The organism is Kitasatospora sp. NPDC041988, from assembly GCF_055588525.1.
The window spans coordinates 1-23664 of sequence record NZ_JBVJCO010000067.1 but is presented as its reverse complement, the minus strand read 5'-3'; the positions used below and the strand labels follow the sequence as shown (position 1 = coordinate 23664).

Here is a 23664-nt window from a genome sequence, read left to right as displayed (position 1 = left end):
CCGGAGGACCTCGGGAGGGCGACTGTGTTGCGGATGGACGGGCCGTGGCGGATCACGGTCATCGGCAAGGACGCTGTCTTCGACCAGCGGGCGGTCATCCGGGCCTCGTACGGGACGAGCATCCTGGCCGGTCGGGTGGGGGAGTTCCTGGACGTCCGGGAGGACGCGTGGGAACTGGAGCTGGAGCACAGCTGGGACGGACGCTGGTGGTCCAACGTCCGGGTGCGGCCCGGCCCGGTGCAGAGCTCCGCCTCCGGCACGCGCAGCCGGGTGATCCGCAGCAAGGACGCGGACTGGACCGGCGGCCACCCCGATCATCCGAACTTCGTGCTGCGTCTCGTCTCACTGGAGACCACCGCCCCCCGGGCGGGGGACGCCGTGGGTGCTGCGACCGAGGCGACGGCGCGCGTGGCGGTGGCGGGGATCGTCCCGGGCGTGTCGCTGTCACCGGGTGTCCACGCCGGTGCCCCGATGGCGGCCTCGTCCCGGGCCACCCAAGCCACCCAGGCCTTCCGGACCACCCAGGCCACCCGCGCCACCCGGCCGGGGACCGCCGGGACGGGCGTGCCGGCCGCGACGCAGACGGTCCGCACCAGCTCCGGCCCCGAGACCGTGAGCCGGTGGCCGGCCGAGGAGGCGGAGCGGGCCGCAGCGGCGGAGCAGGCCGGGAGGGCGGAGCAGGCCGGCACGGCACCGGGCCATCGGGCGACGCGCGACGACCGGCCGTAGGCCCTGCCGCACCGTCAGGGGCACCGGCTCCGCGGCCGCTCAGCCCTGACGAACCGCCTTCGCCCGGTACTTGAGGCCGAGCAGCGCGCCGGAGAGCCCGCGCGGCACCAGCCAGGAGACGTCCTCGCGGTCCTCCGCGTCGAACCGGTACTTGTACGGCTCGGTGCCGCGCAGGAAGTCGAAGGTGGCCAGGCCCCGGCCGGCGGCGGCCCGGATCGCCTCGGCGATCACCGCGGTGCCGAGCCGCAGCGGCGCCCAGCTCTGGTCCCAGCCGATCTGGTAGTAGGCGAAGGTGTCCCGCCACTGGAATCCGTAGAGCACGCCGACCACCTCCCCGGCCCGCTCGGCCACCAGGAAGGCCGGGCCCTCGCCGCGCCCGGTGGCGGCGGCGCGTTCGAGGAGCCGCAGGTGCAGCGGTGCGCGGGCCGCGTCGAAGGTGGTCGGCAGGCCGAGGACGGCGCGCCGCTGCCGATGCAGCCGGAGCACGGCGTGCAACAGCTCGACCCGCTCGGCGAGTTCGCCCTCCCCGACGGCCGGCGCCACCCAGCGGAAGGTGATCCCCTCGGCGGCCAGCTTGCGGCCGTAGCGGCGCAGGTTGGCGCGGAACTGGCGGGAGCCGAGCGCGTCCGGTCCCGCCGTGAGGTCGGCGCGCGGGCACCGGGTGCGGCCGGTCTCCACCGCGCCGGGCGGCAGCAGGCCGCCCTGCCCGGGGTCGAGATCGCCGAGCAGCAGCGTCGCCCGCCGCGCCCGCCGGCCGAGCCAGGCGGCGACCTCGGCGCGGCGCTCCGGTGCGGCGGTGAAGCCGCAGTGGTCGGCGGCGCCGGGGCCGGAGCCGAGCACGGTCAGGCAGGGCACGGCGAGCGGCGCGCGCGGGTGGAGCCGGCGCCAGGTCCGCAGCAGCGGGACGACGGCCGAGACCCGGCCGTCCGGCCCGCGCCAGACCGTGATCTCGCCGGCGCCCTGCTTCGCGCCGAGCGTCTCCCACCAGGCCAGCGCCCACTCGGGCGTGGTGAACCACGAACCGCCCGGGTCGGCGGCCGCCAACTCCCGCCAGCCGTCCAGTACGTCGGCCGGCAGTGCGGTGCTCCGGTACCGCACGGGCACGGCCGCCCGCGTCACCGCCCCGGCCTCGGCCGCAGTCGCTTCGACAGGTGCCACCCAGAACCCCCAGCCCTCGTCAGGCTCCGCCGCGCAGTCGGTGCACGGCCGGATGGAGCCCGGAGAGAATTGTGTCGAACCTGTCCCGGCCGGTGGTGGAGTTCACCCGAAGACGGCTGATCCGCAGCGGTTGGCGCGGCAGCAGCCGGTCGTGCCGGTGGTCGAACAGGAAGCCGACCCGGTAGCCGAGTCGGCGCAGCACGGCGTCGGCGCGGCGGTCGAAGTTGCCGTTGGGGTAGGCGAACGCGGTGGGCTCCTCGCCGTCGAGCCAGCCGGTCAGGGAGCTGTGGGCGCGGGTGATCTCGTCCCGGACGGTGTCGTCGTCGCAGTGGTCCAGGCAGGGGTGACCGGCGGTGTGGTTGCCGATGGCCACGCCGGACCGACGGAGCGTCAGCAGGTCCTGCCGGCTGAGCTGTTCCTGCCGGGGCGCGCGGGCACGGGCGCTCTCGCGCAGCTCGGCGAGGGCGGTGCGGCGGTCGGTGTCGGGCAGCGTCTTCAGCCGCCGTACCACCTCGCCGGGCGGGTGGCCGGCCAGTGCGCGGGCGGTGCCGCCGTGGGCGGCCAGGAAGGCGGCCTCGGACCACCAGAACGGCTGGTCGCCGCCGAGGAGTTCGGTGACCACGAAGGCGGCCGCCGGGATGCCGAGCCGGGCGAGGACGGGCAGGCCCCCGGTGAGCACGCTGCGGTCGCCGTCGTCGAAGGTGACCAGCACACTGCGGTGCGGCAGCGGCCGCCCGGAGCGGACGGCCTGCTCGACCCGGGCCAGCGAGACGGGGCGGGCGGTCCGGACGAGGCGGTCCATCTGGAGCGCGAAGGTCCGCGGGTCGTCCACGCCGTGGTAGGCGAGGACGGCGAGCCGACGGGTGGCGGCGAGGCGGAACAGCGGCTGCGCGGGGGAGTTGCGCAGGACGGCGTCGACGGTGCTGCGCCGGCCGGCCAGGCGCCCGCGCGGCGGTGGTGCCGCGGCCGGTTGCGGGTCCGCGGCGTCCGGCGCACCGGAAGGTCTGGCGGTTCTCTCGGCAGCCGGGCCGGTGTCCGGACCCGCCGGGCCGGCGTCAGGCCCGGTGTCCGTCCCCGATGGGCCGGTCTCCGGACCGGTTGCGCTGATGGTCGGGCCGCCGCCGGCCCCGGTCGAACGCGTGGTCCCCTCGGGCATCGACACGCTCCCCCTTCGTCCCCGTCGGTGCTGCCGTGGCGGGGGTGGAGCACGGTGCGCGGGCAGACTCCGCCGTGCGGCGCGCGCCTGCCGGGTGGGCGGCCCGCCCCGCTCCACGAATTACCAAGATAGTGCAAAATCCCATGCTCCGAAGAGGGTTGCGCGCGCCGGGCGGGTTTCGGCGGGAGGTTGGCGCATTGTCGGCGAGCCCGTGGCCTGAGTGCGGGCTGGGAAGTTCCTGAGTGGCTGTCGGTAGCGCTGGGGAGGTTCGGGGGGAGCGGATCTCCCGTGCCCCCCGAACCGCTTTCGGTCTACGGATCCCCCACGGACCCCGGAGACCTCAAGCACCTCGCCGAGATCAGGACCTCGCTGAGATCAGGACCTCGCCGAGAACGGAGCATGCCGGGCCCGGAACCCCAGTGGGTTCAGAACCCCGCCGGGATCAGAACGGGTTGGTACAGGTGGTGACCCGCTGTGCGGCCTCCAGGGCCGGGCCGCCGGTGGCGCAGATCATCCGCAGGTCCTTGGTGACCACGCGAGGCGTGACGGCCTTGGCGGATCCGTGGGTGACGGTGGTCGCGGACGCCACGGTGACCCACGGGCTGCCCCAGGCCTGCTGGGTCCGGATCTCGACGCGGACCAGCGTCAGCTGCGCCGGGTCGGCGGCCGACACCTGCGCCACGCCGACGAAGCCGCCGCCGTCCCGCTCCTGCCAGGCGCACGGCTGGTTGACCACGGTGGCGCAGGCCACCTTGTCGGACTCGTCGGTGATCGTGGCTGCGGCGGCCGGGAGGGCCGTCGCAGCCGTGATCCCTGCCACCGCGACCATCAGAGCTGCGATCCGAGCGTGCATGATAGGAACCTCCTTGGAAATCAAGGGAATCTCACTGGGTGGGATGAGTCTTGCACACATTGTGGACATGCCATATGTGCGCTGCATCACACTCAAGGTGACTGTTCAACTACATGCTGCAACCATGACGACCACCCGCCCCGGTCGCCCCAGCCGCCCCCGGTGCCCACCCCGGGCGCCGGCCACCGACTGCTCAGCCGGCCGGCGGCAGCACCATCCGCCGCCCGGCCGTCGCCCCACCGTCCACCGGGACGGACGCGCCGCTCTGGTAGGCGAAGTCGTCCGAGGCGAGCGCCAGGACCGCCCGGGCGATCTCCGCAGGCTCGGCCATCCGCTCCAGCCCCTCGACGTTCAGCGGGCCGAACGCCTGCTTGAACCGCGCCCAGTCGGCGTCCGGGACCCCCGGCGGCCGGACGAAGGCGGTGTCGGTGGTGCCCGGCAGGATCGCGTTGATCCGGATGCCCCGCGTCCCGTAGGCCAGGGCCGCCGACTTGACGATGCCCTGGATCGCCCGCTTGCTGGCCGCGTAGGCGCCGCCGTTGGGCCGGGCCTGCTCGGCGGCCGAGGAAGCCGTGCAGACGATCACCCCGTGCCCGGCCTTCAGCATGTGCGGGATCTGGTACTTGACGGCGAGGAAGACGCCGCGGGCGTTGGTGTTCATGACGTCGTCCCACTCGGCGACGGTCAGCTCGTGGAGCGGCTTGCCGCTGCCGATGCCGGCGTTGTTGACCGCGATGTCGAGCCCGCCGTACCGGGCCGCGACCTGCTCGGTGAACCGTTCGACCTGGGCCGGATCACGGACGTCCGCCGGGAAGTAGGAGGCCTCACCGCCGCTGCGGCGGATCTCCTGCTCGACTTGGCGGCCGAGTTCGGTCCGGCGGCCGCAGAATCCAACCCGGGCGCCCGCCGCCGCGAAGGCGCTCGCGGCGGCCCGTCCGATGCCCGAGGTGGCGCCGGTGATCAGTACCGTCCGGCCCTCGAACCGGCGCGGCGCGCGGTTCTCCCCGGGCGCGGCCTCGGCGCGCCCGGCGGCGCCCAGCGTGCCGGCGGCCGTGGCCGCGGCGGCCAGTCCGAGCGCGGAGGCGCTCAACAGGGCCCGCCGCCCGGGGGTGGCCATCGGTGAAGTGGTGCTCCGGTCAGGGGAGTTGGTGGTGTCCATGCCCGTAACCCTGGCAGCCGGCGGCCGCCGCGTCTCTCGGTCGACCGGCCCGACCCGCCGGCCGGGAGGAGGAGCGGTCTCCGCCTCCAGGAGGACGCCGGGCTCGTCCGACCGGCCGCCAACTCCTACTCCGGAGTGCCTGATTGACGGTCCCGGGCGGCAGCCCGGTGCGGCTGCGCCACGGCGTTCACTCGTACGGGTGGCGGACCGGCGCGAGGCCGTTCGGACGGCTACGATCGACGCGACCCACGGAGGTGGCCTGCATGGACACGGTCATCGTGCAACTGCCCGAACCCCGCCCCGAAGCCCGTCGCGAACCCCCTTGGGGGCCCGCGCCAGGCGGACCGCCCGCCCGGCCCGCGAGCTCTGCCCGGCCCGCGAGCCCCACCCGGCCCGCGCTGCTGCACCTGGGCCCGGGCGAGGCCGCCGAGTTCGGGCGCGGCGAGCCCGGCCGTCCCGTCGCCATCCCGCTCGCCGACCAGGGTGTCTCGCGCCGCGCGGGCGAGATCACCGCCGCCGAGGACTACTGGCGGCTCTCCAACTTCAGCGCCACCGCCACCTATGTGGTGGAGAACCTGGAAGGCGCGGGCGAGCACGTCAAGGTGGCGCCCGGCCGGCTCGGCGCTCCGGTGCCCTTCGAGTTCTCCCGGGTGCTGCTGCCCGCCCTCGGCGAACCGGCCGCCTTCAAGGTCTTCGCGCCCCAGCACGCCTACCTGGACGGCGAGTCCGGCGCAGGCGACGGCGAGCTGACGGTGAGCCCGTTCGCCCTCGACCCGACCTCCAAGTACTTCCTCGTCCTGCTGGCCCTCTGCGAACCCCGGCTGCGCTCGCCGTCCGCCGCCCTCGTCCCCGGCGCCACCGACGTGGTGACCAGGCTGCGCGCCCTGCCGTCCTGCCGCGGGCTCACCCGCTCCGCCGTCAACTATCACATCGACTACCTGGTGGCCGCCAAGCTCCGGCTGCGCGAGACGCCGGAGGAGGCTCCGGGCGGGGCCGGCCGCGGGGGCGGAAAGCGGGAGGAACTCGTGGCCCTGGCCCTGAGGTTCGACCTCGTCCGGGAGGAGCACCTGGCGCTGCTCCCGCCCCGGCGCGGCGGCTGACCGCGCCGTGCGACCGCCCTCGCAGCCCGCCGCACCACGGCCGGACCGGTCCGAGGAGCCGCCGTTCGCGGTGCCGCCCGGCTACCCCGTGGCCGGCTACCGCACCGGCGAACCGATCGGCGCCGGCGCCTGGGGCAGCGTCTACGCCGCCCACGGGGCGGGCGAACTCCCGGACGCAGCCGTCAAGTTCCTCAGCCCCGCCCGGCTCAGCCCCGGCCAGCGCCGCACCATGGCGCAGGTCGCCCGCAGCGAGATGCGGTTCAGCCGCCTCGCCGACCACCCGCACCTGATCCGCACCCTCGCCGTCGTCACCGTCGACGACCCCGCCCACCCCGGGCTCGACGGCGCGGTGGCCCTGGTGATGGAACGCGCCGCCCGCAGCCTCCAGGACGTCCTGGCCGCCGCCCGTCCGCACGAGCCCGTCCCCGAGGCCGAACGGATCCTCGCCGAGGTCGGCGCCGGCCTCACCCACATGCACGGCGCCGGCTGGGTGCACGGAGACCTCAAGCCCGGCAACATCCTGCTGATGGCGGACGGCACCGCCAAACTCGCCGACTTCGGCCTCACCGCCGAACTGGAGGGCACCCACGCCTACGCCCCGCCGCTCGGCTCGCCCGACCACGTGCCGCCCGAGTGGTGGTCGGAGCGGACCGGCGCCCGCGGCGTCGCCCTGCGGCCCAGCGCCGACATCTGGGCCTTCGGCGTCCTCGCCCACCAACTCATCACCGGCGGGCTGCACCCCTTCCTCGGCGCCACCGCCCGAGCCCGCTCGCTGGCCGCGCTGGCGTACGCGCGCGGCGCGGCGCCGCTGCGGCTGGACGACGCGCTGCCCGCGCGCTGGCGGGCGGTGGTGACGGCCTGCCTCGCCGCGGACCGGGAGGTCCGGGGGCGGGTGGATCTCGTCGCCCTGCTCACGGCCGCGGCGGGCGGGCCGCGGCACGCTGCCGCCGGACCGGTACGCCGGCGCCGGCTGCTCGCCGGGGCGGGCGGACTGGGCGGGACGGCTGTGGTGGCCGCCGTCCTGCTCACCCTCAGCGGCGCCCCGGAGCCCGCCACCACGGCGGGACCCGCCCGCCCGGCGCCGGTTCCGGCCGTGGGGGCGGGCACATCGGCACCGGGCGCGATCCCGCCCGGTGCCGATGTGCCCGCCGCGCTGCGCGGCCCGATCGAGGACGCCGCCCGCCGCTGCCCCGAGCCGGAGATCACCCCGGCGCTGGTGGCCGCGATGCTCAAGGCGGAGAGCGGCTTCGACCCGAAGGCCGCCCACCCCGAGTCCGGCGAGTACGGCATCGCGATGTGGACGCCCGCCGTCTTCAACGCCTGGGCGCAGGACGGCGACCACGACGGCGTGAAGGACTACATGGACCCGGTGGACGCGATCGCCTCGATGGGCAACTACGTCTGCTGGCTCGACCAGCAGTTCAAGCACCGGGGGCTGACGGGCAATCTGCCCGCCCTCGTCACGGCCGGCTACCGGACCAGCGACAAGACCGTCGCCGACGCCGGCGGCGTACCCGAGCGGGTGAAGGCGCATGTCGCCAGGGTGCTCGGCTACCTCGCCGAGTACGGTGGCTGACCGGCGCGGCCGTCACGGACGGTGGCTGGCCGGCGAGGTCGTCACGCACGCGGCTGACCGGCGCGGCCGTCACACAGGCGGCTGACCGGCCTGGTCACTCCGCCGGGGTCCCCGGCGGCGTTGCCCGGCCACCGAGGTGGCGGGATGCGATGCTCGGCCGCATGATCACGAAGCTCCGCGCGGTCACCACCCAGTGGACCGTCGTCGTCCCGGTGGTGGCCTTCGTCGTTCTCGTCCTGACCTGGCACCGCGACCTGCCGGGCTGGGTGGTGGCCCTGGTGGCCTGCTTCCTGGCGGGCGCGGTGCTCGCCGCCGTGCACCACGCCGAGGTGATCGCCCACCGGGTGGGGGAGCCGTTCGGCTCGCTGGTGCTCGCGGTGGCGGTGACCGTCATCGAGGTGGCGCTGATCGTGACGCTGATGGCCGACGGCGGGGACAAGGCCGCCACACTGGCCCGGGACACCGTGTTCGCCGCGGTGATGATCACCTGCAACGGCATCCTGGGCCTGTCCATCCTGGTCGCCGCGCTCAAGTACCGCGTCGCGGTCTTCAACGCCGAGGGAACGGGGGCGGCGCTGGCCAGCATCGGGACCCTCGCCACGCTCAGCCTGGTGCTGCCGACCTTCACCACCAGCTCGCCGGGCCCGCAGTTCTCGTCCACCCAGCTGATCTTCGCGGCGACCGCCTCGATCGTGCTGTACGGGCTGTTCGTCGCCACCCTGACCGTCCGGCACCGGGACTACTTCCTGCCCGTCACCCCGGAGGGCAAGGTCCTCGACGAGGAGGACCACGCCGAGCCGCCGACCGCCCGGGCGACCCTCACCAGCCTGGCGCTGCTCGGTGTCGCGCTGGTCTCGGTGGTGGGCCTGGCCAAGAGCGTCTCGCCGACCATCGAGTCCGCCGTCTACTCGGCCGGGCTGCCGTCCTCGGTGGTCGGCGTGGTGATCGCGCTGATGGTGCTGCTGCCGGAGACCATCGCGGCGCTGCGCGCGGCCCTGCGCAACCGGGTGCAGACCAGCCTCAACCTGGCGCTCGGCTCGGCGCTGGCGAGCATCGGGCTGACCATTCCGGCGGTGGCCGTGGCCTCGGCCTGGCTCTCCGGCCCGCTGGTCCTCGGGCTCGGCCCGTCGCACCTGGTGCTGCTCTCGCTGACCATCGCGGTCGGCACGCTGACGGTCATTCCACGCCGGGCCACCCCGCTCCAGGGCGCGGTGCACCTGGCGGTGCTGGCGGCGTACGTGGTGCTGGCGATCAATCCCTGACCGGGGCGGTTCTGAGGAGACGGCGGGGGGGGGGGGGGGGGGGGGGGGGGGGGGGGGGGGTCGGGGGGGTGGGGGGGGGGGGGGGGGGGGGGGGGGGGGGGTGCCCCCCCCCCCCCCCCCCCCCCCCCCCCCCCCCTGCGGTCCTGGGTCAGGAGGACTTGCGGGTACGACGGGTGTAGACCACGGCGCCCGCGCCGGCGAGCAGCAGCGCGGTACCGGCGCCGGCCACCAGCAGGCTGCCGTCGCTACCGGTGGAGGCGAGGTTCTTGCCGGCCGAGGCGACGCCGGGGATCGGGGTCGGGACGCTGGCCTTGGCGGGCACGATCAGCGGCTTGTCGGGGTTGACCACGGTGCCGGCCGGCGGGGTCTGCACCGGGACGGTCGCGGTGGGGGCGGTCGACGGGCCGGAGGTGGGGGCCGGAGCCTCGGTGCTCGGCTCGGCGGTGGCCGGGGTGGCCGGGGTGGCCGGGGTGGCCGGGGTGGCCGGGGTGGCCGGGGTGGTCGCGGAGGCCGACGGCGTCGCCGACGGGGTGCCCGTCGCCGTCGCCGACGGGGTGGCGGTGGCGGTCGCGCTCGCGCTCGGCGAAGCCGAGGTGCTGGGCGTGGCGGACGGCGACGGCTTGCCGGTGGAGCTGGGGGAGGCGGTGACGGAGGGCGTCTGCGACGGCGTCTGCGACGGCGACTTGGTCGGCGTCGTGGTGGTGCTCGGCGAGGCGGAGGCGGTCTTGGTCGGGGTCGCGCTCGGCGAGGGCTTGCCGGTCGGGGCCGGGGTGCGGCCGCCGCAGTCGACCTTGAAGACCTTGTGCTTGGGGTTGTTCAGCTCCGGTTCGGCGGGCAGCTTTCCGTCGACCAGCTCCACCGAGGCCCAGTACAGCTTGTAGTGGCCGTCCGGCAGATTGATGTCCTCGGTGCGGACGTGGCCCTTGCCGTCGACCGGGAGGTCACCGTACGCGACGGCGGTCTCGCCCTTGTCGTGCACGTCGGCGATCAGCCAGATGATGTCCTGGCCGGGGTCGAAGCCGAAGGAGTCCAGGTAGAAGGTGCAGACCTTGGGCTCGTTGCGGTTGTCCTCCTGTCCCGTCGCCGAGTCGTGGATCTTCACGGTGCCGTTGTTTCCCTTGGGGGGCTTGCCGCCGGCGGCCGCATGCGCGGTCGGGGCGAGCAGCAGCAGGGCGGCGGCGGTGGGGACGGCGACAAGGGATCGCGCCGCGGTGGAGCGGATGCGCATGCGGGAGTCCATGGTGGATCGGAGGGCCTGGGAAGGCCCGCGCGGCAGGTGGGAGGAGCCCCTCGGTCCGCCGGGTCGGCCGGTGACGGTCGGTGACGGCGAACGAGAGGCCTTAAGGTCCCGCAGCCTCTGCGCCCACGCAAGGAAGATTTGGCCTGATTGCGTCACCCATCGACTGATTGTCCGACTAGTCCCGTGCAACGATCCGATCACCTGATTGTGCGTAGTTCGTGTGACAGCCCTGACCGGCCACTGTGCCCCCGCCCGCCCCGCCTGCCCCGCCGATCGGCGGGGGTGCGAGGATGGCCCCGACCGCCCTCGACGGCGGACCTCCGCCGACCGGCCGCCCCCACACCCCGGGGCGGCCCCATCCGGGCACACGGCGAGGTGGTCCGCCCTGCGTACCCCGGCAGCCCTCAGGCGCGGCGTCTCCCCGAACGCACTCCCTCACCTGCGAAGAAGACGCATCGCGATGCATCGAACCCTCACCACCCCCGCCTCCGGATCCATCCCCTCGCACACCCCCACACCCCCCTCCGTTCGCTCCTGCCGACCGCTGCGCGCCGCCGCCGCGCTCGGAGCCGGCGGGCTGCTGCTCACCGGCTGCGGCAGTGCCGTCGCCCCGGCCCCCGGCAGCCAGGACGACCTGAAAGCCCGGCTCCCCAAAGCGGTCAAGGCCGCCGGGTTGCTCAAGATCGGCTCCTACCTCAACTACCCGCCGGTGGACTTCAAGGACCCGTCGGGCACGCCCGCCGGGCTCGACCCGGAGCTCGCCAAGGCGATCGGCTCCGCGATCGGGGTGAAGGTCGAGTTCACCGACATGCCGTTCGAGAAGCTGATTCCGGCCGTCCAGTCCAAGCAGATCGACCTGGCGATGTCGGCCGTGATCGACACCAAGCAGCGCCAGCTCGGCGCCGCCGACGACGGGCACCAGGCCGACGCGGGCGTCGACTTCGTCGACTACTTCGGCTCCGGCACGTCGATGGTGGTCAAGTCCGGCAACCCGTTGAACCTCTCCTCGCTGGAGAGTCTCTGCGGTCGGATCGTGGCCGTCCAGCGCGGCACCATCCAGGACGAGCTGGCCACCCGGCAGACGGCGGCCTGCCTGCGAACCGGAAAGCAGCTGCAGATCCACCGCTTCGACACCGACGAACAGGCGCTCGCCGAGGTCGCCTCCGGCACCGCGGTCGCCGATCTGAACGACTACCCGGTGGCCCAGTACAACACCACCCAGCCGGGCCGCGCCGGAACGTTTCAGCTGGCCACGACCAACTTCCTGCAGGCCGGCCCGTACGGCATCACCGTCGCCAAGGACAACACCGCCCTGCGCGACATCATCGCCAAGGCGCTCGACGAGGTGATCCACAGCGGCGAGTACGACAAGATTCTCGCCAAGTGGAACGTGCAGCGCGGCTCGGTCTCCAGCGCGGTCGTCAACGGAGGCCTCTGACCGCCTCCGGTGCCCCGCGCATCCCCCCACGGGTGCAGACCCCCGCCCCGATGGCCGGTATCGACCGGTCATCGGGGCGGGGTCCGCGTGTCGGGGCGCGGGGCGGCGGCCGCTGTCCCTATCGTCGGTGACCGCGAGTCCGCAGCCGATCCGACCCGTGGGAGTGCCTGATGCCCGGCCCAGAGCAGCAGTTGTCCGCCGACGTCGAGCCCGGGCGCGGGCCGGACCGCGCCGATGTGATCGTGGTGGGTGCGGGCCCGGCCGGTTCCACTGCGGCCTACCACCTCGCCCGCACCGGGCTCGACGTGCTGTTGCTGGAGAAGTCGGCCTTCCCCCGGGAGAAGGTCTGCGGCGACGGCCTGACGCCGCGTGTCGTCAAGCAGCTGGTCGATCTCGGCATCGACGTCTCCGAGGAGGCCGGCTGGCTGCACAACCGGGGGCTGCGCCTGGTCGCCGGAGGGCGCAGGCTGGAGCTGGACTGGCCGCAGCTTTCGGCCTTCCCGTCGTTCGGACTGGTCCGGCGGCGGGCTGACTTCGACGAACTGCTCGCCCGCCGGGCCGCCTCCGCGGGCGCCCGGCTGGTCGAACGGGCGAACGTGGCAGGCCCGTTGGTCGACGAGCGGACCGGCCGGATCACCGGGGTGACCGCCCGCCTCGGTGAGGAGCGGAAGCCGGTCAGCTACCACGCGCCGCTGGTGGTCGCCGCGGACGGCAACTCCACCCGGCTCTCCCTCGCGATGAAGCGCTACCGCCGCACCGACCGGGCGATGGGTGTCGCCTACCGGACGTACTTCACCACCCCGCGCCACGAGGACCGCTACCTGGAGGCCTGGCTCGACCTGCGCGACCCGAAGGACCCGGCCCGGCGCCTGCTGCCCGGCTACGCCTGGGTGTTCGGCATGGGTGACGGCACCGCCAACGTCGGCCTCGGCGTCCTGGACACCGCCGCGGTGGCCCGGGAGGTGGACTGGCGGGACCTGCTCCGCCGCTGGTGCGCCGACCTGCCGCCCGAGTACGGCTTCACCCCCGAGGGCGTCACCGAACCCGTCCGCGGCTCCGCCCTCCCGATGGGCCTCAACCGCCAACCCCACTACGCCGACGGCCTGTTGCTGATCGGGGACGCGGGCGGCACGGTCAGCCCGGCGACCGGCGAGGGCATCGCCTACGCGATGGAGTCCGGCCGGTACGCCGCCGAGACGATCGTCCAGGCCCTGGCCCGGCGCACCGACCGCGGCCGTGAACTCGCCCTGTGCGCCTACCCGCAGGCGCTGCGCGCCGCCTACGACGGCTACTTCGCGCTCGGCCGGCTGGTCGCCGACGTGCTGGGCCGGCCCCGGCTGCTCGGTGCGGCCGGGGCGCTCGGCCTCGGCCACCCGGCCCTGCTGAAGGTGGCCTTCCGGCTGATGGTCAACCTGACCGAGCCGAACTCCCGCGACGCGCTGGACCGGCTGCTGCACATCCTCGGCAAGGTGGCACCCAGCAACCGGTCCTGATGCTCAGTCGGTGCGCTAGGCGTTGAACCACCGCCTGCCCTCGTGCGACATGAAGGCCGTGACGATCAGCAGGGAGACGGCGAGACCGGCCAGGGCGAGGGTGGCGCCGGAGAAGAGCTGGAGCACGCCGGAGATGATCGAGAGCCACTCGATCACCAGCACGGTGACCCTGGTCCAGCCCGCCCGGCGCGGGGCCAGGGCGGCGCAGAAGCCGAGCACGATGGCGATCATGATCGACAGGACGGCGACGAACCGGACCAGCCCGACGCCCTCCCCGTCCTCGCCGCTCGTCAGCGCGAAGAGGAAGAGCCCGGCGAGGCCGTTGAGGACGGCATGCAACCAGACCCCCGCGACCGCCCACCGGACCGAGCTCGGCATCCGTTCGGAATTCCACTGGTGTGCCTGGTTCGCCATCACTGACCACCCCCGGGTCCATCGGTACGGCCGCGGCCTTGGCGGCCGGGCCGTATCCGAGATGGTCGAGGCGACCTGACGGGGTGTCAACGCATTCCGTGGCGCCCGGAACAGCTTCGTTACGGTCGGGGCGGGGGCTCGCGATGGAGCGCGTTCATCCCAGAGGGGGCGTGACCCTCCATCCTGCACGCCCCTGGGGTCGGGCGTCGGCGGGTTGGCCGAAACAGGAGAAAGCAGCGGTACTCCGGGCCCGTCCTGTTGACGCGGAGTCAGGTGATCCGCTTGCCTAGGTGGCGACCTGGACACGGAGGGTGACGGATCATCCTCCGGTCGCTATGACCTTGATACGACGGAGACATCGTGCGCCTTCGCCTTCGCCTGTTCCTCGCACCGCTCGCCGCGGTCGTCGCCCTGCTCGCCCCGGCCCTCCCGGCCTCCGCCGCCGACACGGCCACCGCCGGCACCGCCACCGCGACCCCCTCCGACGAGTGCTCGGCCGCCGACTACCACGGCGACGCCCGCCTCGGCCCCGAGGACCTGCCGACCACCGGCCCGGTCGGCCGCGAGCTGATCGGCTACAAGCGCACCGGCAACCTCTCCGAGGACAAGTTCCTCGCCACCTACTACAGCCCCACCGCCAACAACGGCAGCCCGGGCTGGATCTACCCGCCGGCCAACGGCTACGTCACGCTGCCCGACGGCACCCCGATCGAGTTCGAGATCACCCTCTACCCGAACCAGAACATCGACCGCTTCGGCAGCGAGTACGGCTCGTTCCTCGCCCCCGAGGGCCTGCCCTACGCCAGCCGCTCCATCCCGCCGCAGAGCCTCGACAGCAACCCGGCGGCCGGCTGCAACTACCACGACTACAAGGTGCTGAAGCCGTTCAAGGTGCACGCCGGCCCGATCGCGCCCTGGTTCGGCCAGCCCGGCTACGGCTTCCAGTACCAGCTCGACGCCGCTCTGGTGCCGAACGGCCCGGCCCGGCTGAACGTGCTCTGGCTGGTCGACAACGGGTACCTCGCCCGGATCTGACGCCTGATCGGATGGGTGGGACAGGCCGGTGGCCGGCGTGCACGCCCCTTGGCCACCGGCCTGTCCCGGGGGAACGCGCGGGAGCGCACGGGAACGCGTGGGCGCCCGCTCGTCGAGGTGGGCCTCCCGGCAGGCCCGCCGCCGATACCCTCCCGGCCCGCGAAAACCGCTGGCGCGCCCGCCGGTTGCCGGGTAGGAAGGGCGGATGAGTACCGGTGAAACCACCCCCGACCAGCGCTCCTTCGTCCCCGTCGCACTCGACCTGGGCGACATCGTCCTGCGCCCCTGGGGTCGGAAGACCGTCGTCCGCGGCGGTGCCGTGCCCGGCCTGGTCTCCGCCGCGGCCGATCCGGCGATCGCCCTGTGGAATCCGACCCGCACCACCGACGAGGCCGGCGCCGAGGCGTACCTCGACCGCTGCGACGCCGGCTGGGAGAGCGGCAACACCGCCGCCTTCGCCGTCCTCGACAGCGCCGACGACGCACTGCTGGGCAACGTCGCGCTGCGCTGGGTCGACCGGGCCGACGGCCTCGCGATGATCGGCTACTGGCTGCTGCCCGTCGCCCGCGGCCGCGGCGCCGCCACCCGGGCGACCAGGGCCGTCACCAACTGGGGCATCGCCACGGCCGACACCCGCCGGATCGAGATCGCCCACGCGGTGGGCAACGACGCCTCCTGCCGGGTCGCCGAGCGCTGCGGCTACCCCGTCGAGGGCACCCTGCGCGCCTCGTACCGTTTCGGTGACGGCAAGTACCACGACGAGCACCTGCACGCCCGGCTCGCCACCGACCCCGAGCCCGCGTAGCCGGCCGGAGCCGTGGGCGGGTGAGAAGGCGGTGAGATCCACTGGGGCCGCCGATTCCCCCACAGGCCGCGTCTGACCTGCGAAAACACCCTCCCGGACGCCTCCTGAAGGGCCGCTGAGGCCCGCGCGCACGTTCGGCCCCGCTGGCATCGTGGGCCTCCCGGACAGAGCCGGCCGCCAAGGAGGGCCCCGTGACCGCACCACTCGCCCACCGAGCCCGCCCGGCCGGCCGGCCCCGCCCGCCCGCCGCCGCCTCAGCCACGAGACCTGGTACTACCTGCACCTCGGCACCTACCTCGCGGTCGCCCTCGGCTTCGGCCACCAGCTCGCCACCGGCGCCGCCTGGGTCACACACCACCCCACCGTCGAGGCCCTCGCCATCACCCCCACCGGCACCCACCACCGCACCCCGGGATTCCCACCCGCGTGAGCGGGGAGTCACCGGGCCGCCGTCGCCGACTTCCCGGGCAGGGGCCGCTGTGGCCGGGCGCGGGGCGGGGGTGGGGGCCTAGTCTGGAAGGGCGCGCCCGTGCGTGGCACGGAACGGAAACGGTGGGCCATGACGGTCATCTCGGCGGCACTCTTCGGTACCGACTGGTGTGGTGCGCTGCCCCGCACCGCGACGGCCCCCGCCCACGCGCCGAGCGAGGCCGAGCTGCTGCGGGAGTGCGCCGCGCGGGGCTGGACGGTGGTGCTGACCGGGCCCGGCCCTGCCGGGGCGCCGGCACTCGCCGTGACCGCCCCGGGCGGCGACCCCGTCCGTGCCGCCCTCGACCTGGTGGACGGCGCCCCGTCGCACGCCGTGTTCGTCGCCGGGAGCGTGGCCGAGGTGCTGGCGGCCCGCCGGGCCGCCGTGACCTGCGTCGCGCTGGAGACCGGTGGCGCGACCGGTCCTGAGCTGAGGGCGGCCGGCGCGGCCGAGGTGCACCGCGACACCGCCGCCCTGTTGCACGTGCTGGACGACAGCCTGCTGGCCCGACCCAGGGCCTTCGGCGGCTGCCGACCGACGGCTCCCGCCGTACCGGCCGGCCGGAGCGGTTAACGCACACCCGAACCGGGCAACCGCCCGGATGAGAACGACGTCACCGGACGGGTCGGAGGTGACCGAGATGGACGGACCCGCGTTGAGCGGCCGGGAACGGCGGCTCCTGGAGGAGATCGAGTCCGATCTGCGCCAGGACACGCGCCTGGATCGGCGGTTGAGCACGATGGGGGCCAAGCAGCCGAGCCGGGCCCGGCTGGTGCTGCGCCGCCTGGCGCGGGCGCTGCCGCCGGGTGTGGTGATGACCGCGCTGGTGATGTGCGCGATCTGCCTCAGCGTCGGCGTGCGCACCCCGACCGCGCCGGTCCTGACCGCCGTCGCGCTGGTCTGGGCGGTCAGCGTGGGTGTCGCGGTCGGGGTGGCGGCCCTGCTGCGCCGTCGCCGTCCGCGGCCCCCGCTGGATGCGGAGGGCACGGACCTCCTCGGCGGCGGAGGCCGTGACCGGGGCGAACGCGGTGAACACGGGGAACGCCGCCCGTGGGACCAACCGGAGGCGTGAGTGCCATGACGACCGACCTGTGGGAGTACCGTCCGGGCTCCCACCATGCCGCCGATCTGAACCTGGTCGGCTACGAGGTGGAGGCGACGGACGGCCCGCTCGGCCGGGTCGAGCAGGACGCCGGTGACCACCTGCTGGTCGACGCCGGGCCGTGGGTGCAGGGCACCCGACTGCTGGTCCCGGTGGGGCTGGTGGCCCGGATCGACCACCTGGAGCTGGTGCTCCACCTGGACTGCCCGCGCGCCCGCGTCCGCTCCGCCCCACCGCCCGCCGCCGTCGAGCTCACCACGGGCGACCTGACCGCGCACGGGCGCACGGCACTCGACCGGCACTTCGCGGGGCACGACCACCTGGTGGGGCACGACCACCCGGGGTGAGCGCCGATGCCGCTGGTGGCCCTGACCGGCCGCACGGTCGCCTTCCTGGTCGCGCCGAAGGGCGTCGAGCAGATCGAACTGACCTCGCCCTGGCAGGCGGTGGCCGAGGCGGGCGGCACGCCGCGGCTGCTCTCCACCCGGCCCGGGCGGGTACAGGCGTTCAAGCACCTGGACCGCGCCGACACCTTTGCGGTGGACGACGTCGTCGGTGAGACGGACGCCGACCGCTACGACGCCCTCGTCCTGCCGGGTGGCGTCGCCAACCCCGACCACCTCCGGGCGGACCCGGCCGCGGTGGCCTTCGTCCGCGCCTGCTGCACCTCCGGCCGCCCGGTCGCCGTGATCTGCCACGGTCCGTGGACGCTGGTGGAGGCGGACGCGGTGCGCGGACGGACGCTGACCTCCTGGCCGAGTATCCGCACCGACCTGGTCAACGCGGGCGCCCACTGGGTGGACGAGGAGGTGCACATCTGCCGCGACGGCCCGGGCGTCCTGATTTCCAGCCGCAAGCCGGCCGATCTCCCCGTCTTCAACGACACCCTGGTCACGGAGTTCGCACACGCGCCGCGGCTGAAGACCCGCCCGCCCTGGCCCACGGCGCACGCGCCCGCACCCTCACGCCACGTCCCCGGGTCGGCCTAGCCGAGCGGTGAGCAGCGTCAGAAGGCCTTCGAAAGGCCGGTCCGGTCCCCGCGCGGCATCAGTCCCCGCGCAGCCGGACGAAGGTCGCCGTCGGTGGCCGGCCGGTGACCGTCACCTCGGCCCGAAGCGGCGCCGCGAGCGGACGGAGCGTCCCGTGGTCCGGATCGCGTACGGCTGCGCCGAGCCGCCCCTGCGCCGCCTCCGCGACCTGCCGGGCCTGGAGCGGCGTCAGCTGCGGGGTCGAGAGCAGCACCCGGCCGTCGGCCAGCTCCAGGATCAGCGCCCGCGGCCGGGCGGCCGTCCCGACCACGGCGCGGACGGCCGCGTCGAGGGTGTCGCCCCGCCGGTACTTGACCCAGACCTGGCCGGCGCCGCGTGGCCGGTAGGCGGAGCCGGCGGCCTTGCAGACCAGCCCCTCCACCCCGGTGTCGGCCAGCTGTTCCATCCAGGCCAGCGCCTCGGCCCGGTCGGTGGTGGCCATCACCGGCTGGACCGGCGGCGGCACGTCGGCGAGGGCGGCGAGCAGCAGCCGGCGCCGGTCGGTGAGCGGCAGCCGCCGGACGTCCCGCCCGGGCAGCGCCAGCACGTCGAAGGCGATCAGCCCGAGCGCGGTGTCGTCGGCGGCCCGGGCCTGCCGGGTGCGCAGCAGCTCCTCGAACGCGAACCGGCCGCCGCGCCAGGCGACCAGCTCCGCGTCCAGCACCAGCCCGGCCGGCAGCCGCGCGACGGCGGCGGCGATCGGCGGGAACTCGGCGGCGAGATCCCGCCCGGAGCGTGACTGGAGGTAGGGGGGCCGCTCCCCGCGCGCGAAGGCCACGCAGCGGAAGCCGTCCAACTTGAGCTCGTACAGCACGCCCGAGCCGCCCAGCCCGTCCGGCGGCGGGACGGCGGCAACGGCGGCCGGGCGCATCACCTCGACGGGCGGGTCCAGTATCAGGGGCGAGCGGGCGGACGCGGGGGCCGGGGCTGCGGGTGGAGGCGGTATCGGCGCCGGGAGGGGGCGGGCCCGGTCCGCGTCCAGCAGCGGGGCGAACAGATCACCGGACTCCGCCAGCCGCCCCGGGACTTCGGCGATCGTGAAGACCAGCTCCTCCGCCGAGCGGGCCCGCTCCAGCTCCGCCCAGGAGAGCGGCGTGGACACCGTCGGCCGGGCGCGCGCCCGCAGGGTGTAGGGCGCGGCGGTGGTCTTCTTGGCGGAGTTCTGCGACCAGTCCACCAGCACCCGCCCGGTGCGCCGCGCCTTCGCCATGGTGTGCACGACCAGGTCCGGGTGCGCCACCTCCAGCGAGGCCGCGAGCGCCTTGGCGTAGGCGGAGACCCGGGTGCTCGGCGTCGGCTCCAGCGGCACCAGCAGGTGCAGCCCCTTGGAACCGGAGGTCTTCACCCAGCAGTCGAGCCCGTCCGCCGCCAGCCGCTCGCGGAGCAGGACGGCCACCGTCCGGCAGGTCAGCACGGACGCGCCCTCGCCCGGGTCGAGGTCCAGCACCAGCCGGTCCGCCAGCGCGGGCGCGGCGGCGTGCCATTGCGGCACGTGCAGCTCCAGGCAGCCCAGGTTGGCCGCCCAGAGCAGCGCCGCGCCGTCGTCCAGCACCACCTGCCGGAGGTCCCCGCTGCTGCTCGGCACCTCCACGGTGCGCACCCAGCGGGGTGTTCCGGCGGGCGGGTTCTTGGCGATGAAGACCTCGCCGTCCACCCCGTCCGGGCAGCGCAGGAACGAGACCGGACGGTCGCGCAGGTGCGGCAGCAGCGCGGTGTGCACGGCCGCGTAGTAGCGCAGCACGTCACCCTTGAGCGTGCCGGTGTCCGGGTAGTACACCTTGTCCAGGTGCGAGAGGGCGAGCGTGCGCCCGTCCACCACCATCTGCGGCATGGCCGCCTCCGAGCTGCGCCGGGCCGTCGCGCCTGTTCGCGGGGCCCGCCCAGCCAGTCTGCCCGCCTGCCCGGCCCTGCGCCCTCCCGGCCGCGCGGCGACCCGGCCTCCCGGCCTCCCGGCCTCCCGGCAGCGCGGCCGTGCGCCCGCCGGGCGTGCGTCGGCCCGTGTGTGCCGGGGCATCGGGGGCTCAGCCGGCCGGGGGGCGCGGTGCGCCCGGGTAGGTGCCGAAGTACCAGCGGTTGCCCTCCGGGTCGGCGGCCGCGAAGTCCCGCGAGCCGTAGTCGGTCTCGTACGGCTCCGTCGTGATCCGGGCCCCGGCGGCGACGGCGCGCGCGTGCACCGCGTCCGGGTCCGCCGTGACCACGTACGCCGTGAAACCGCCGGGCCGCCCCGGCCAGGGCTCGGCGCCCTCGGGGTCGGGCCGGTCCGAGCCGAGCATCACGCCGCCGCCCTCCGGCCAGGCCAGTTCGGCGTGCGCGACGAGGTCGCCCTCGCCGTGGACGACCACCTCCTGGAAGCCGAAGGCGTCCACCAGGAAGGTGATCAGGGCCCGGGCGTCACGGGCTCGCAGGCTGGGCCAGACCTGCGGGGCGGGAGTCTTGGTGTCCATGGCGGCAGTCCTCCTCGGAACGGCTGTGGCGAACCCGGAGCGGTTGTCACAGCCCCCACTCTGGCGCCGCCGCACCCGCCCCGCCTTGGACGTTTCGGAACTTCGCCGCGTCCGGCCCCTCCTCCGCCAGCCACACGCTCGGCGCACAGCCGGCCAGTGCGCGGAACTCACGGGCCAGATGGGCCTGGTCGAAGTAGCCGCAGCGCGCGGCCAGCTCCGCCAGCCGGGGCACCGGCCCGGGCGCGCCGAGCAGCCGCCGGGCGCGGTCGAACCGGATCACCCGGGCGGCGGCCTTCGGGGTCAGCCCGGTCTCGCGGCGGAACCGGTCCTGCAGGTGCCGGCTGCTCCACCCGGTCTCCCGGGCCAGTGCCGAGACCGGCAGCGCCCCGCCGCTGCGCCGCAGTGCCTGCCAGGCCCAGGCGACCTCGGGCGGGACCTGCCCGGAGGGGCGCGCGGCCCGCAGCAGTGCGCCGTCGAGGGCGGCGAACCGTTCCGGCCAGCCGTCGGCCTGCTGGAGTGCCTCCTGGAGCAGCGCGCTGGCCCGTCCGAGTACCGCCTCGGCGGGGAGGTCCACCCCGGCGAGCTCGCAGGCCGGCAAGCCGAACAGCGCCCGGGCGGCCAGCGGGTGCACGGCGATCTGGACGCCGGACTGCCGGCCGTCGTGGGTGATCAGCGCGGGGGAGGTGTGCAGGCCGCCCAGCAGCGTCGCGTAGCTGTCGGCCGGCTGGGCCCGGTCCGGGTGCCCGGCGACGGTGAGCGGCTCGTCCAGGGTGAGGATGAACGTGAGGTACGGCGACGGCAGCCCGCGGTGCACGGCGGGCGCGATGCCGCGTTGGCGGTAGCCGGAGTACCAGGCGACGTACGGCCGCAGAGCCGTGGCGGGCCGGCTCCGGACGGCTTCGTCGACCGTGTCGGCGAGTTCCTGCGTCACCTCCCCAGTATCGGCTGCCCGGGGCGGCGGCGGCCCGGCGTTCCCGTCTCCTTGCGGGCTCGCGGGCGGCGAAGGTGTTGCTTATGGTGATCGCACCGGAACACCCGGTATTCGGGGGCGGACCTGACAAGGAGTCCCAGTGACCACTGCCCGAGACATCATGCACACCGGTGCCCAGTGCATCCGCGCCGACCAGACGATGGCCGAAGCCGCCATGATGATGCGCGACATGAACGTCGGCGCTCTCCCGATCTGCGGTGACGACCAGAAGTTGAAGGGCATCATCACCGACCGCGACATCGTCGTGCGATGTATCGCCGAGGGCAAGGACCCGGCCGGCATGATGGCCATGGACATGGCCGGCCATCTGCACTGCGTCCGTGCGGAGGACAGCATGGACACGGTGCTGAAGAAGATGGAGCAGCACCAGATCCGCCGCATCCCGGTCATCGACGGCGAACGGCTGGTCGGCATGATCAGCGAGGCCGACCTGGCCATGGGCCACCGCAACGGCCAGCGCCTGACGGACCAGCAGATCATCGAGTTCATGGACAGCGTGTACATGATGCGGTGACCGGCAGGGCCCGGTGGGAGTGCCCTCGCGCCGATGTGCGCGAGGGCACTCGCCGTTTTCCGGCTCCGCGTGCCGGCGGGCGTTCTGCCCTCGCCTCGGCCCGTCTCGGTCTGCATCTCGACCTGCGGCTCGGCCCGCGTCTCGACATGAGTCTCGGTATACGAGAGCAATGTTCTTGCTATTCGGGATACGGGCATAATTCTCGTCATGGGGAAGACATACGAGAAGATCGACGGCCGCCTGCGGGAGTTCATAGAGCGCCAGCCCGTCTACTTCGTCGCCACCGCGCCGCTCGCCGCCGACGGGCATGTCAACGTCTCGCCCAAGGGGCGGTCGGGAACGCTCGCCGTGATCGACGAACTCACCGTCGCGTACCTGGACTTCGGCGGTTCGACGGCCGAGACCATCGCCCACCTCCGGGAGAACGGGCGGATCACCCTGATGTGGTGCGCCTTTGACGGTCCGCCGACCGTGGTGCGCGTCCACGGGCTGGGCGAGGCGGTGTTCCGGGACGACGCCAGGTTCGCCGGGCTGCTGGGGCACTTCGACCCCGGGGCGGACGGCTCCGCGCTGCGGGCGATCGTCCTGGTGAAGGCCGACCGGGTGAGCGACTCCTGCGGGTTCGCGGTGCCGTTGATGGAGTACCGCTCGGACCGGGACCTGCATGTGCAGTACTTCGACCGCAAGTCGGAGGAGGAGTTCAACACCTACTGCGAGGGCAAGCAGTACGTCGGTACCAGCATCGACGGCCTGCCCGCCCTTCCGCTGCCGCTCCCGCCCCGTCCGGAACAGCCGGTCGGGCCCGCGGTCTGACGCCGCGCGGGCCCGGTCGGCGTCAGGCCGCGGGCCGTGTCCGTTCGCGGTAGAGGTCGCGCAGGAGGGCGATCTCGGCGCCGTGGTGGAGCAGTTCCTGGTTGACCCACCAGACCGTCTCGCGGAACGGGTCCTCCGGGTCGCTGCCGTAGGGGTAGGCACTGTGGCCGATGGTGTCGAGCGCCTTGTCATCGGCGTCGACCAGGACCGACCGCCAGGCGTCGGCGGCCGCGTCGAAGGCCGCGAGCGCGGTTGCCGCGTCGCCGGCCACCGGGTGGTCGTCGCGGGTCAGCGCGCGGCTGCCACCGGTGTGGTCGGCCCGGAGGGCGAGCATCTCGGTGAGGTGGCTGAGCCTCCAGGCCAGGGTGGTGAAGGGCGGGGGCACCGGGTGCGGGGCGGGCGCGGTATCGCGGCCCCAGCCGCCCTTGCCGACGAGCAGGGTCGCGCGGGCCCCGGGGCCGTCGGTGTGGCGGCGGACCGACCAGCAGTCGGGGACCGGCTCCCACAGGTACTCGTCGTCCGTCATCGCGCCGACCGGGACGTCGGTGCCGTTGCCGCTGTTCACGACCGGGCCGGCCAGGCGGTCGGCGAGACGCCGGCGGGCGAAGTCGTACTGCTGCAGCAGGGGGATCATGCGTGGCGGCATCGTCATCGGGCGCTCCCAGGGTGGACGCTGATCGGCTCCGGGCCGGGGCCGGCGATTCCGGGACCCGCCCGCACCCTGCCACAGCAACCGCCCCACCGCGACGGGTTTTTGACCCGGCGCCAGCGCCTGCCCGCCCGGGGGTCCCGGAAACGCACGACGCCGCTGTACCGGACCGGTGGTGTGATCGGTCGGGTGCAGCGGCGTTGTCGTGGGGTGGCCGGGGTGGGCCGGGTGTTGCT

The 23664-nt window shown here is 74.5% G+C and carries 25 protein-coding genes and 1 pseudogene; 15 read left to right on the top strand and 11 right to left on the bottom strand.

What is annotated here, in order from left to right; translation table 11 throughout:
* Positions 1–33 precede the first annotated feature (33 nt).
* Positions 34–729: a hypothetical protein gene (locus ACZ6NC_RS39215; protein ID WP_465738680.1), complete on the top strand. Its 696-nt coding sequence runs from the start codon at positions 34–36 to the stop codon at positions 727–729.
* A gap of 39 nt (positions 730–768) precedes the next feature.
* Here ACZ6NC_RS39215 and ACZ6NC_RS39210 read toward each other — a convergent pair whose 3' ends face one another.
* The 4 genes from ACZ6NC_RS39210 to ACZ6NC_RS39195 all read right to left on the bottom strand — a co-directional run bounded on the left by ACZ6NC_RS39210 (position 769) and on the right by ACZ6NC_RS39195 (position 5055).
* A complete protein-coding gene (locus ACZ6NC_RS39210) occupies positions 769–1887 on the bottom strand; it encodes a GNAT family N-acetyltransferase (protein ID WP_465738679.1) in 1119 nt (372 codons plus the stop codon).
* A gap of 19 nt (positions 1888–1906) precedes the next feature.
* Positions 1907–3043, bottom strand: a complete 1137-nt coding sequence (locus ACZ6NC_RS39205; protein ID WP_465738678.1) for a polysaccharide deacetylase family protein — start codon at positions 3041–3043, stop codon at positions 1907–1909.
* A 442-nt stretch (positions 3044–3485) separates the two neighbouring features.
* The gene (locus tag ACZ6NC_RS39200; RefSeq protein ID WP_465738677.1) at positions 3486–3896 is read right to left on the bottom strand and encodes a hypothetical protein; all 411 of its coding nucleotides are present in this window, start codon (positions 3894–3896) and stop codon (positions 3486–3488) included.
* 193 nt (positions 3897–4089) lie between these two features.
* Entirely contained in the window at positions 4090–5055 is a 966-nt protein-coding gene (locus ACZ6NC_RS39195; protein ID WP_465738676.1) for an SDR family NAD(P)-dependent oxidoreductase, read from the bottom strand.
* Positions 5056–5318: 263 nt separating this feature from the next.
* On the opposite strand from ACZ6NC_RS39195, the gene ACZ6NC_RS39190 reads away from it, so the two are divergent.
* The 3 genes from ACZ6NC_RS39190 (at position 5319) to ACZ6NC_RS39180 (ending at position 8993) form a co-directional block, all read left to right on the top strand.
* Positions 5319–6155 (top strand): serine/threonine protein kinase, encoded by an 837-nt coding sequence (locus ACZ6NC_RS39190; RefSeq protein ID WP_465738675.1) that lies wholly within the window; start codon positions 5319–5321, stop codon positions 6153–6155.
* Positions 6156–6162: 7 nt separating this feature from the next.
* The gene (locus ACZ6NC_RS39185) at positions 6163–7731 is read left to right on the top strand and encodes a protein kinase domain-containing protein (protein ID WP_465738674.1); all 1569 of its coding nucleotides are present in this window, start codon (positions 6163–6165) and stop codon (positions 7729–7731) included.
* A 161-nt stretch (positions 7732–7892) separates the two neighbouring features.
* Positions 7893–8993: a calcium:cation antiporter gene (locus ACZ6NC_RS39180; protein WP_465738673.1), complete on the top strand. Its 1101-nt coding sequence runs from the start codon at positions 7893–7895 to the stop codon at positions 8991–8993.
* A 148-nt stretch (positions 8994–9141) separates the two neighbouring features.
* Here the strand turns inward: ACZ6NC_RS39180 and ACZ6NC_RS39175 are convergent, their stop codons facing one another.
* On the bottom strand, positions 9142–10221 hold the full coding sequence (locus ACZ6NC_RS39175) for an LPXTG cell wall anchor domain-containing protein (protein ID WP_465738672.1): 1080 nt from the start codon (positions 10219–10221) through the stop codon (positions 9142–9144).
* A 472-nt stretch (positions 10222–10693) separates the two neighbouring features.
* Here ACZ6NC_RS39175 and ACZ6NC_RS39170 point away from each other — a divergent pair, with 472 nt between their 5' ends.
* Together ACZ6NC_RS39170 and ACZ6NC_RS39165 are read left to right on the top strand one after the other, a co-directional pair.
* Positions 10694–11671, top strand: coding sequence for an ABC transporter substrate-binding protein (locus ACZ6NC_RS39170; protein WP_465738671.1), 978 nt, complete (start codon positions 10694–10696; stop codon positions 11669–11671).
* A 170-nt stretch (positions 11672–11841) separates the two neighbouring features.
* Complete coding sequence (locus ACZ6NC_RS39165; RefSeq protein WP_465738670.1) at positions 11842–13164, top strand: geranylgeranyl reductase family protein; 1323 nt, start codon at positions 11842–11844, stop codon at positions 13162–13164.
* 15 nt (positions 13165–13179) lie between these two features.
* Here ACZ6NC_RS39165 and ACZ6NC_RS39160 read toward each other — a convergent pair whose 3' ends face one another.
* Positions 13180–13578, bottom strand: coding sequence for a hypothetical protein (locus ACZ6NC_RS39160; RefSeq protein WP_465738669.1), 399 nt, complete (start codon positions 13576–13578; stop codon positions 13180–13182).
* A 360-nt stretch (positions 13579–13938) separates the two neighbouring features.
* On the opposite strand from ACZ6NC_RS39160, the gene ACZ6NC_RS39155 reads away from it, so the two are divergent.
* The 7 genes from ACZ6NC_RS39155 to ACZ6NC_RS39125 all read left to right on the top strand — a co-directional run bounded on the left by ACZ6NC_RS39155 (position 13939) and on the right by ACZ6NC_RS39125 (position 17978).
* Positions 13939–14613, top strand: a complete 675-nt coding sequence (locus tag ACZ6NC_RS39155) for a TNT domain-containing protein (RefSeq protein ID WP_465738668.1) — start codon at positions 13939–13941, stop codon at positions 14611–14613.
* A 205-nt stretch (positions 14614–14818) separates the two neighbouring features.
* The gene (locus ACZ6NC_RS39150; protein ID WP_465738667.1) at positions 14819–15418 is read left to right on the top strand and encodes a GNAT family N-acetyltransferase; all 600 of its coding nucleotides are present in this window, start codon (positions 14819–14821) and stop codon (positions 15416–15418) included.
* Positions 15419–15569: 151 nt separating this feature from the next.
* A complete protein-coding gene (locus ACZ6NC_RS39145; protein ID WP_465738666.1) occupies positions 15570–15848 on the top strand; it encodes a hypothetical protein in 279 nt (92 codons plus the stop codon).
* 129 nt (positions 15849–15977) lie between these two features.
* On the top strand, positions 15978–16460 hold the full coding sequence (locus ACZ6NC_RS39140) for an HAD family hydrolase (RefSeq protein ID WP_465738665.1): 483 nt from the start codon (positions 15978–15980) through the stop codon (positions 16458–16460).
* A gap of 67 nt (positions 16461–16527) precedes the next feature.
* Entirely contained in the window at positions 16528–16959 is a 432-nt protein-coding gene (locus ACZ6NC_RS39135; protein WP_465738664.1) for a hypothetical protein, read from the top strand.
* Between the two features lie 5 nt (positions 16960–16964).
* Positions 16965–17336, top strand: coding sequence for a hypothetical protein (locus tag ACZ6NC_RS39130; protein ID WP_465738663.1), 372 nt, complete (start codon positions 16965–16967; stop codon positions 17334–17336).
* A gap of 6 nt (positions 17337–17342) precedes the next feature.
* On the top strand, positions 17343–17978 hold the full coding sequence (locus ACZ6NC_RS39125; protein WP_465738662.1) for a type 1 glutamine amidotransferase domain-containing protein: 636 nt from the start codon (positions 17343–17345) through the stop codon (positions 17976–17978).
* 58 nt (positions 17979–18036) lie between these two features.
* Here ACZ6NC_RS39125 and ACZ6NC_RS39120 read toward each other — a convergent pair whose 3' ends face one another.
* The 4 genes and pseudogenes from ACZ6NC_RS39120 to ACZ6NC_RS39105 all read right to left on the bottom strand — a co-directional run bounded on the left by ACZ6NC_RS39120 (position 18037) and on the right by ACZ6NC_RS39105 (position 21392).
* On the bottom strand, positions 18037–18888 hold the full coding sequence (locus tag ACZ6NC_RS39120) for an ATP-dependent DNA ligase (protein ID WP_465738689.1): 852 nt from the start codon (positions 18886–18888) through the stop codon (positions 18037–18039).
* A gap of 78 nt (positions 18889–18966) precedes the next feature.
* Positions 18967–19848 (bottom strand): annotated as a pseudogene (gene ligD / locus ACZ6NC_RS39115) (non-homologous end-joining DNA ligase); the annotation flags it as partial.
* Between the two features lie 190 nt (positions 19849–20038).
* Positions 20039–20461 (bottom strand): VOC family protein, encoded by a 423-nt coding sequence (locus tag ACZ6NC_RS39110; protein ID WP_465738661.1) that lies wholly within the window; start codon positions 20459–20461, stop codon positions 20039–20041.
* A 46-nt stretch (positions 20462–20507) separates the two neighbouring features.
* Positions 20508–21392: a helix-turn-helix domain-containing protein gene (locus tag ACZ6NC_RS39105; protein WP_465738660.1), complete on the bottom strand. Its 885-nt coding sequence runs from the start codon at positions 21390–21392 to the stop codon at positions 20508–20510.
* Positions 21393–21531: 139 nt separating this feature from the next.
* Between ACZ6NC_RS39105 and ACZ6NC_RS39100 the strand changes: the two genes are divergently transcribed.
* Together ACZ6NC_RS39100 and ACZ6NC_RS39095 are read left to right on the top strand one after the other, a co-directional pair.
* Positions 21532–21966 carry a CBS domain-containing protein gene (locus tag ACZ6NC_RS39100; RefSeq protein ID WP_465738659.1) on the top strand — a complete coding sequence of 145 codons (435 nt, stop codon included), beginning with the start codon at positions 21532–21534 and terminating at the stop codon, positions 21964–21966.
* A 207-nt stretch (positions 21967–22173) separates the two neighbouring features.
* Positions 22174–22779 (top strand): pyridoxamine 5'-phosphate oxidase family protein, encoded by a 606-nt coding sequence (locus ACZ6NC_RS39095; RefSeq protein ID WP_465738658.1) that lies wholly within the window; start codon positions 22174–22176, stop codon positions 22777–22779.
* A 22-nt stretch (positions 22780–22801) separates the two neighbouring features.
* On the opposite strand, the gene ACZ6NC_RS39090 is transcribed toward ACZ6NC_RS39095, so the two are convergent.
* A complete protein-coding gene (locus tag ACZ6NC_RS39090; protein ID WP_465738657.1) occupies positions 22802–23431 on the bottom strand; it encodes a DinB family protein in 630 nt (209 codons plus the stop codon).
* Between the last annotated feature and the right edge of the window lie 233 nt (positions 23432–23664).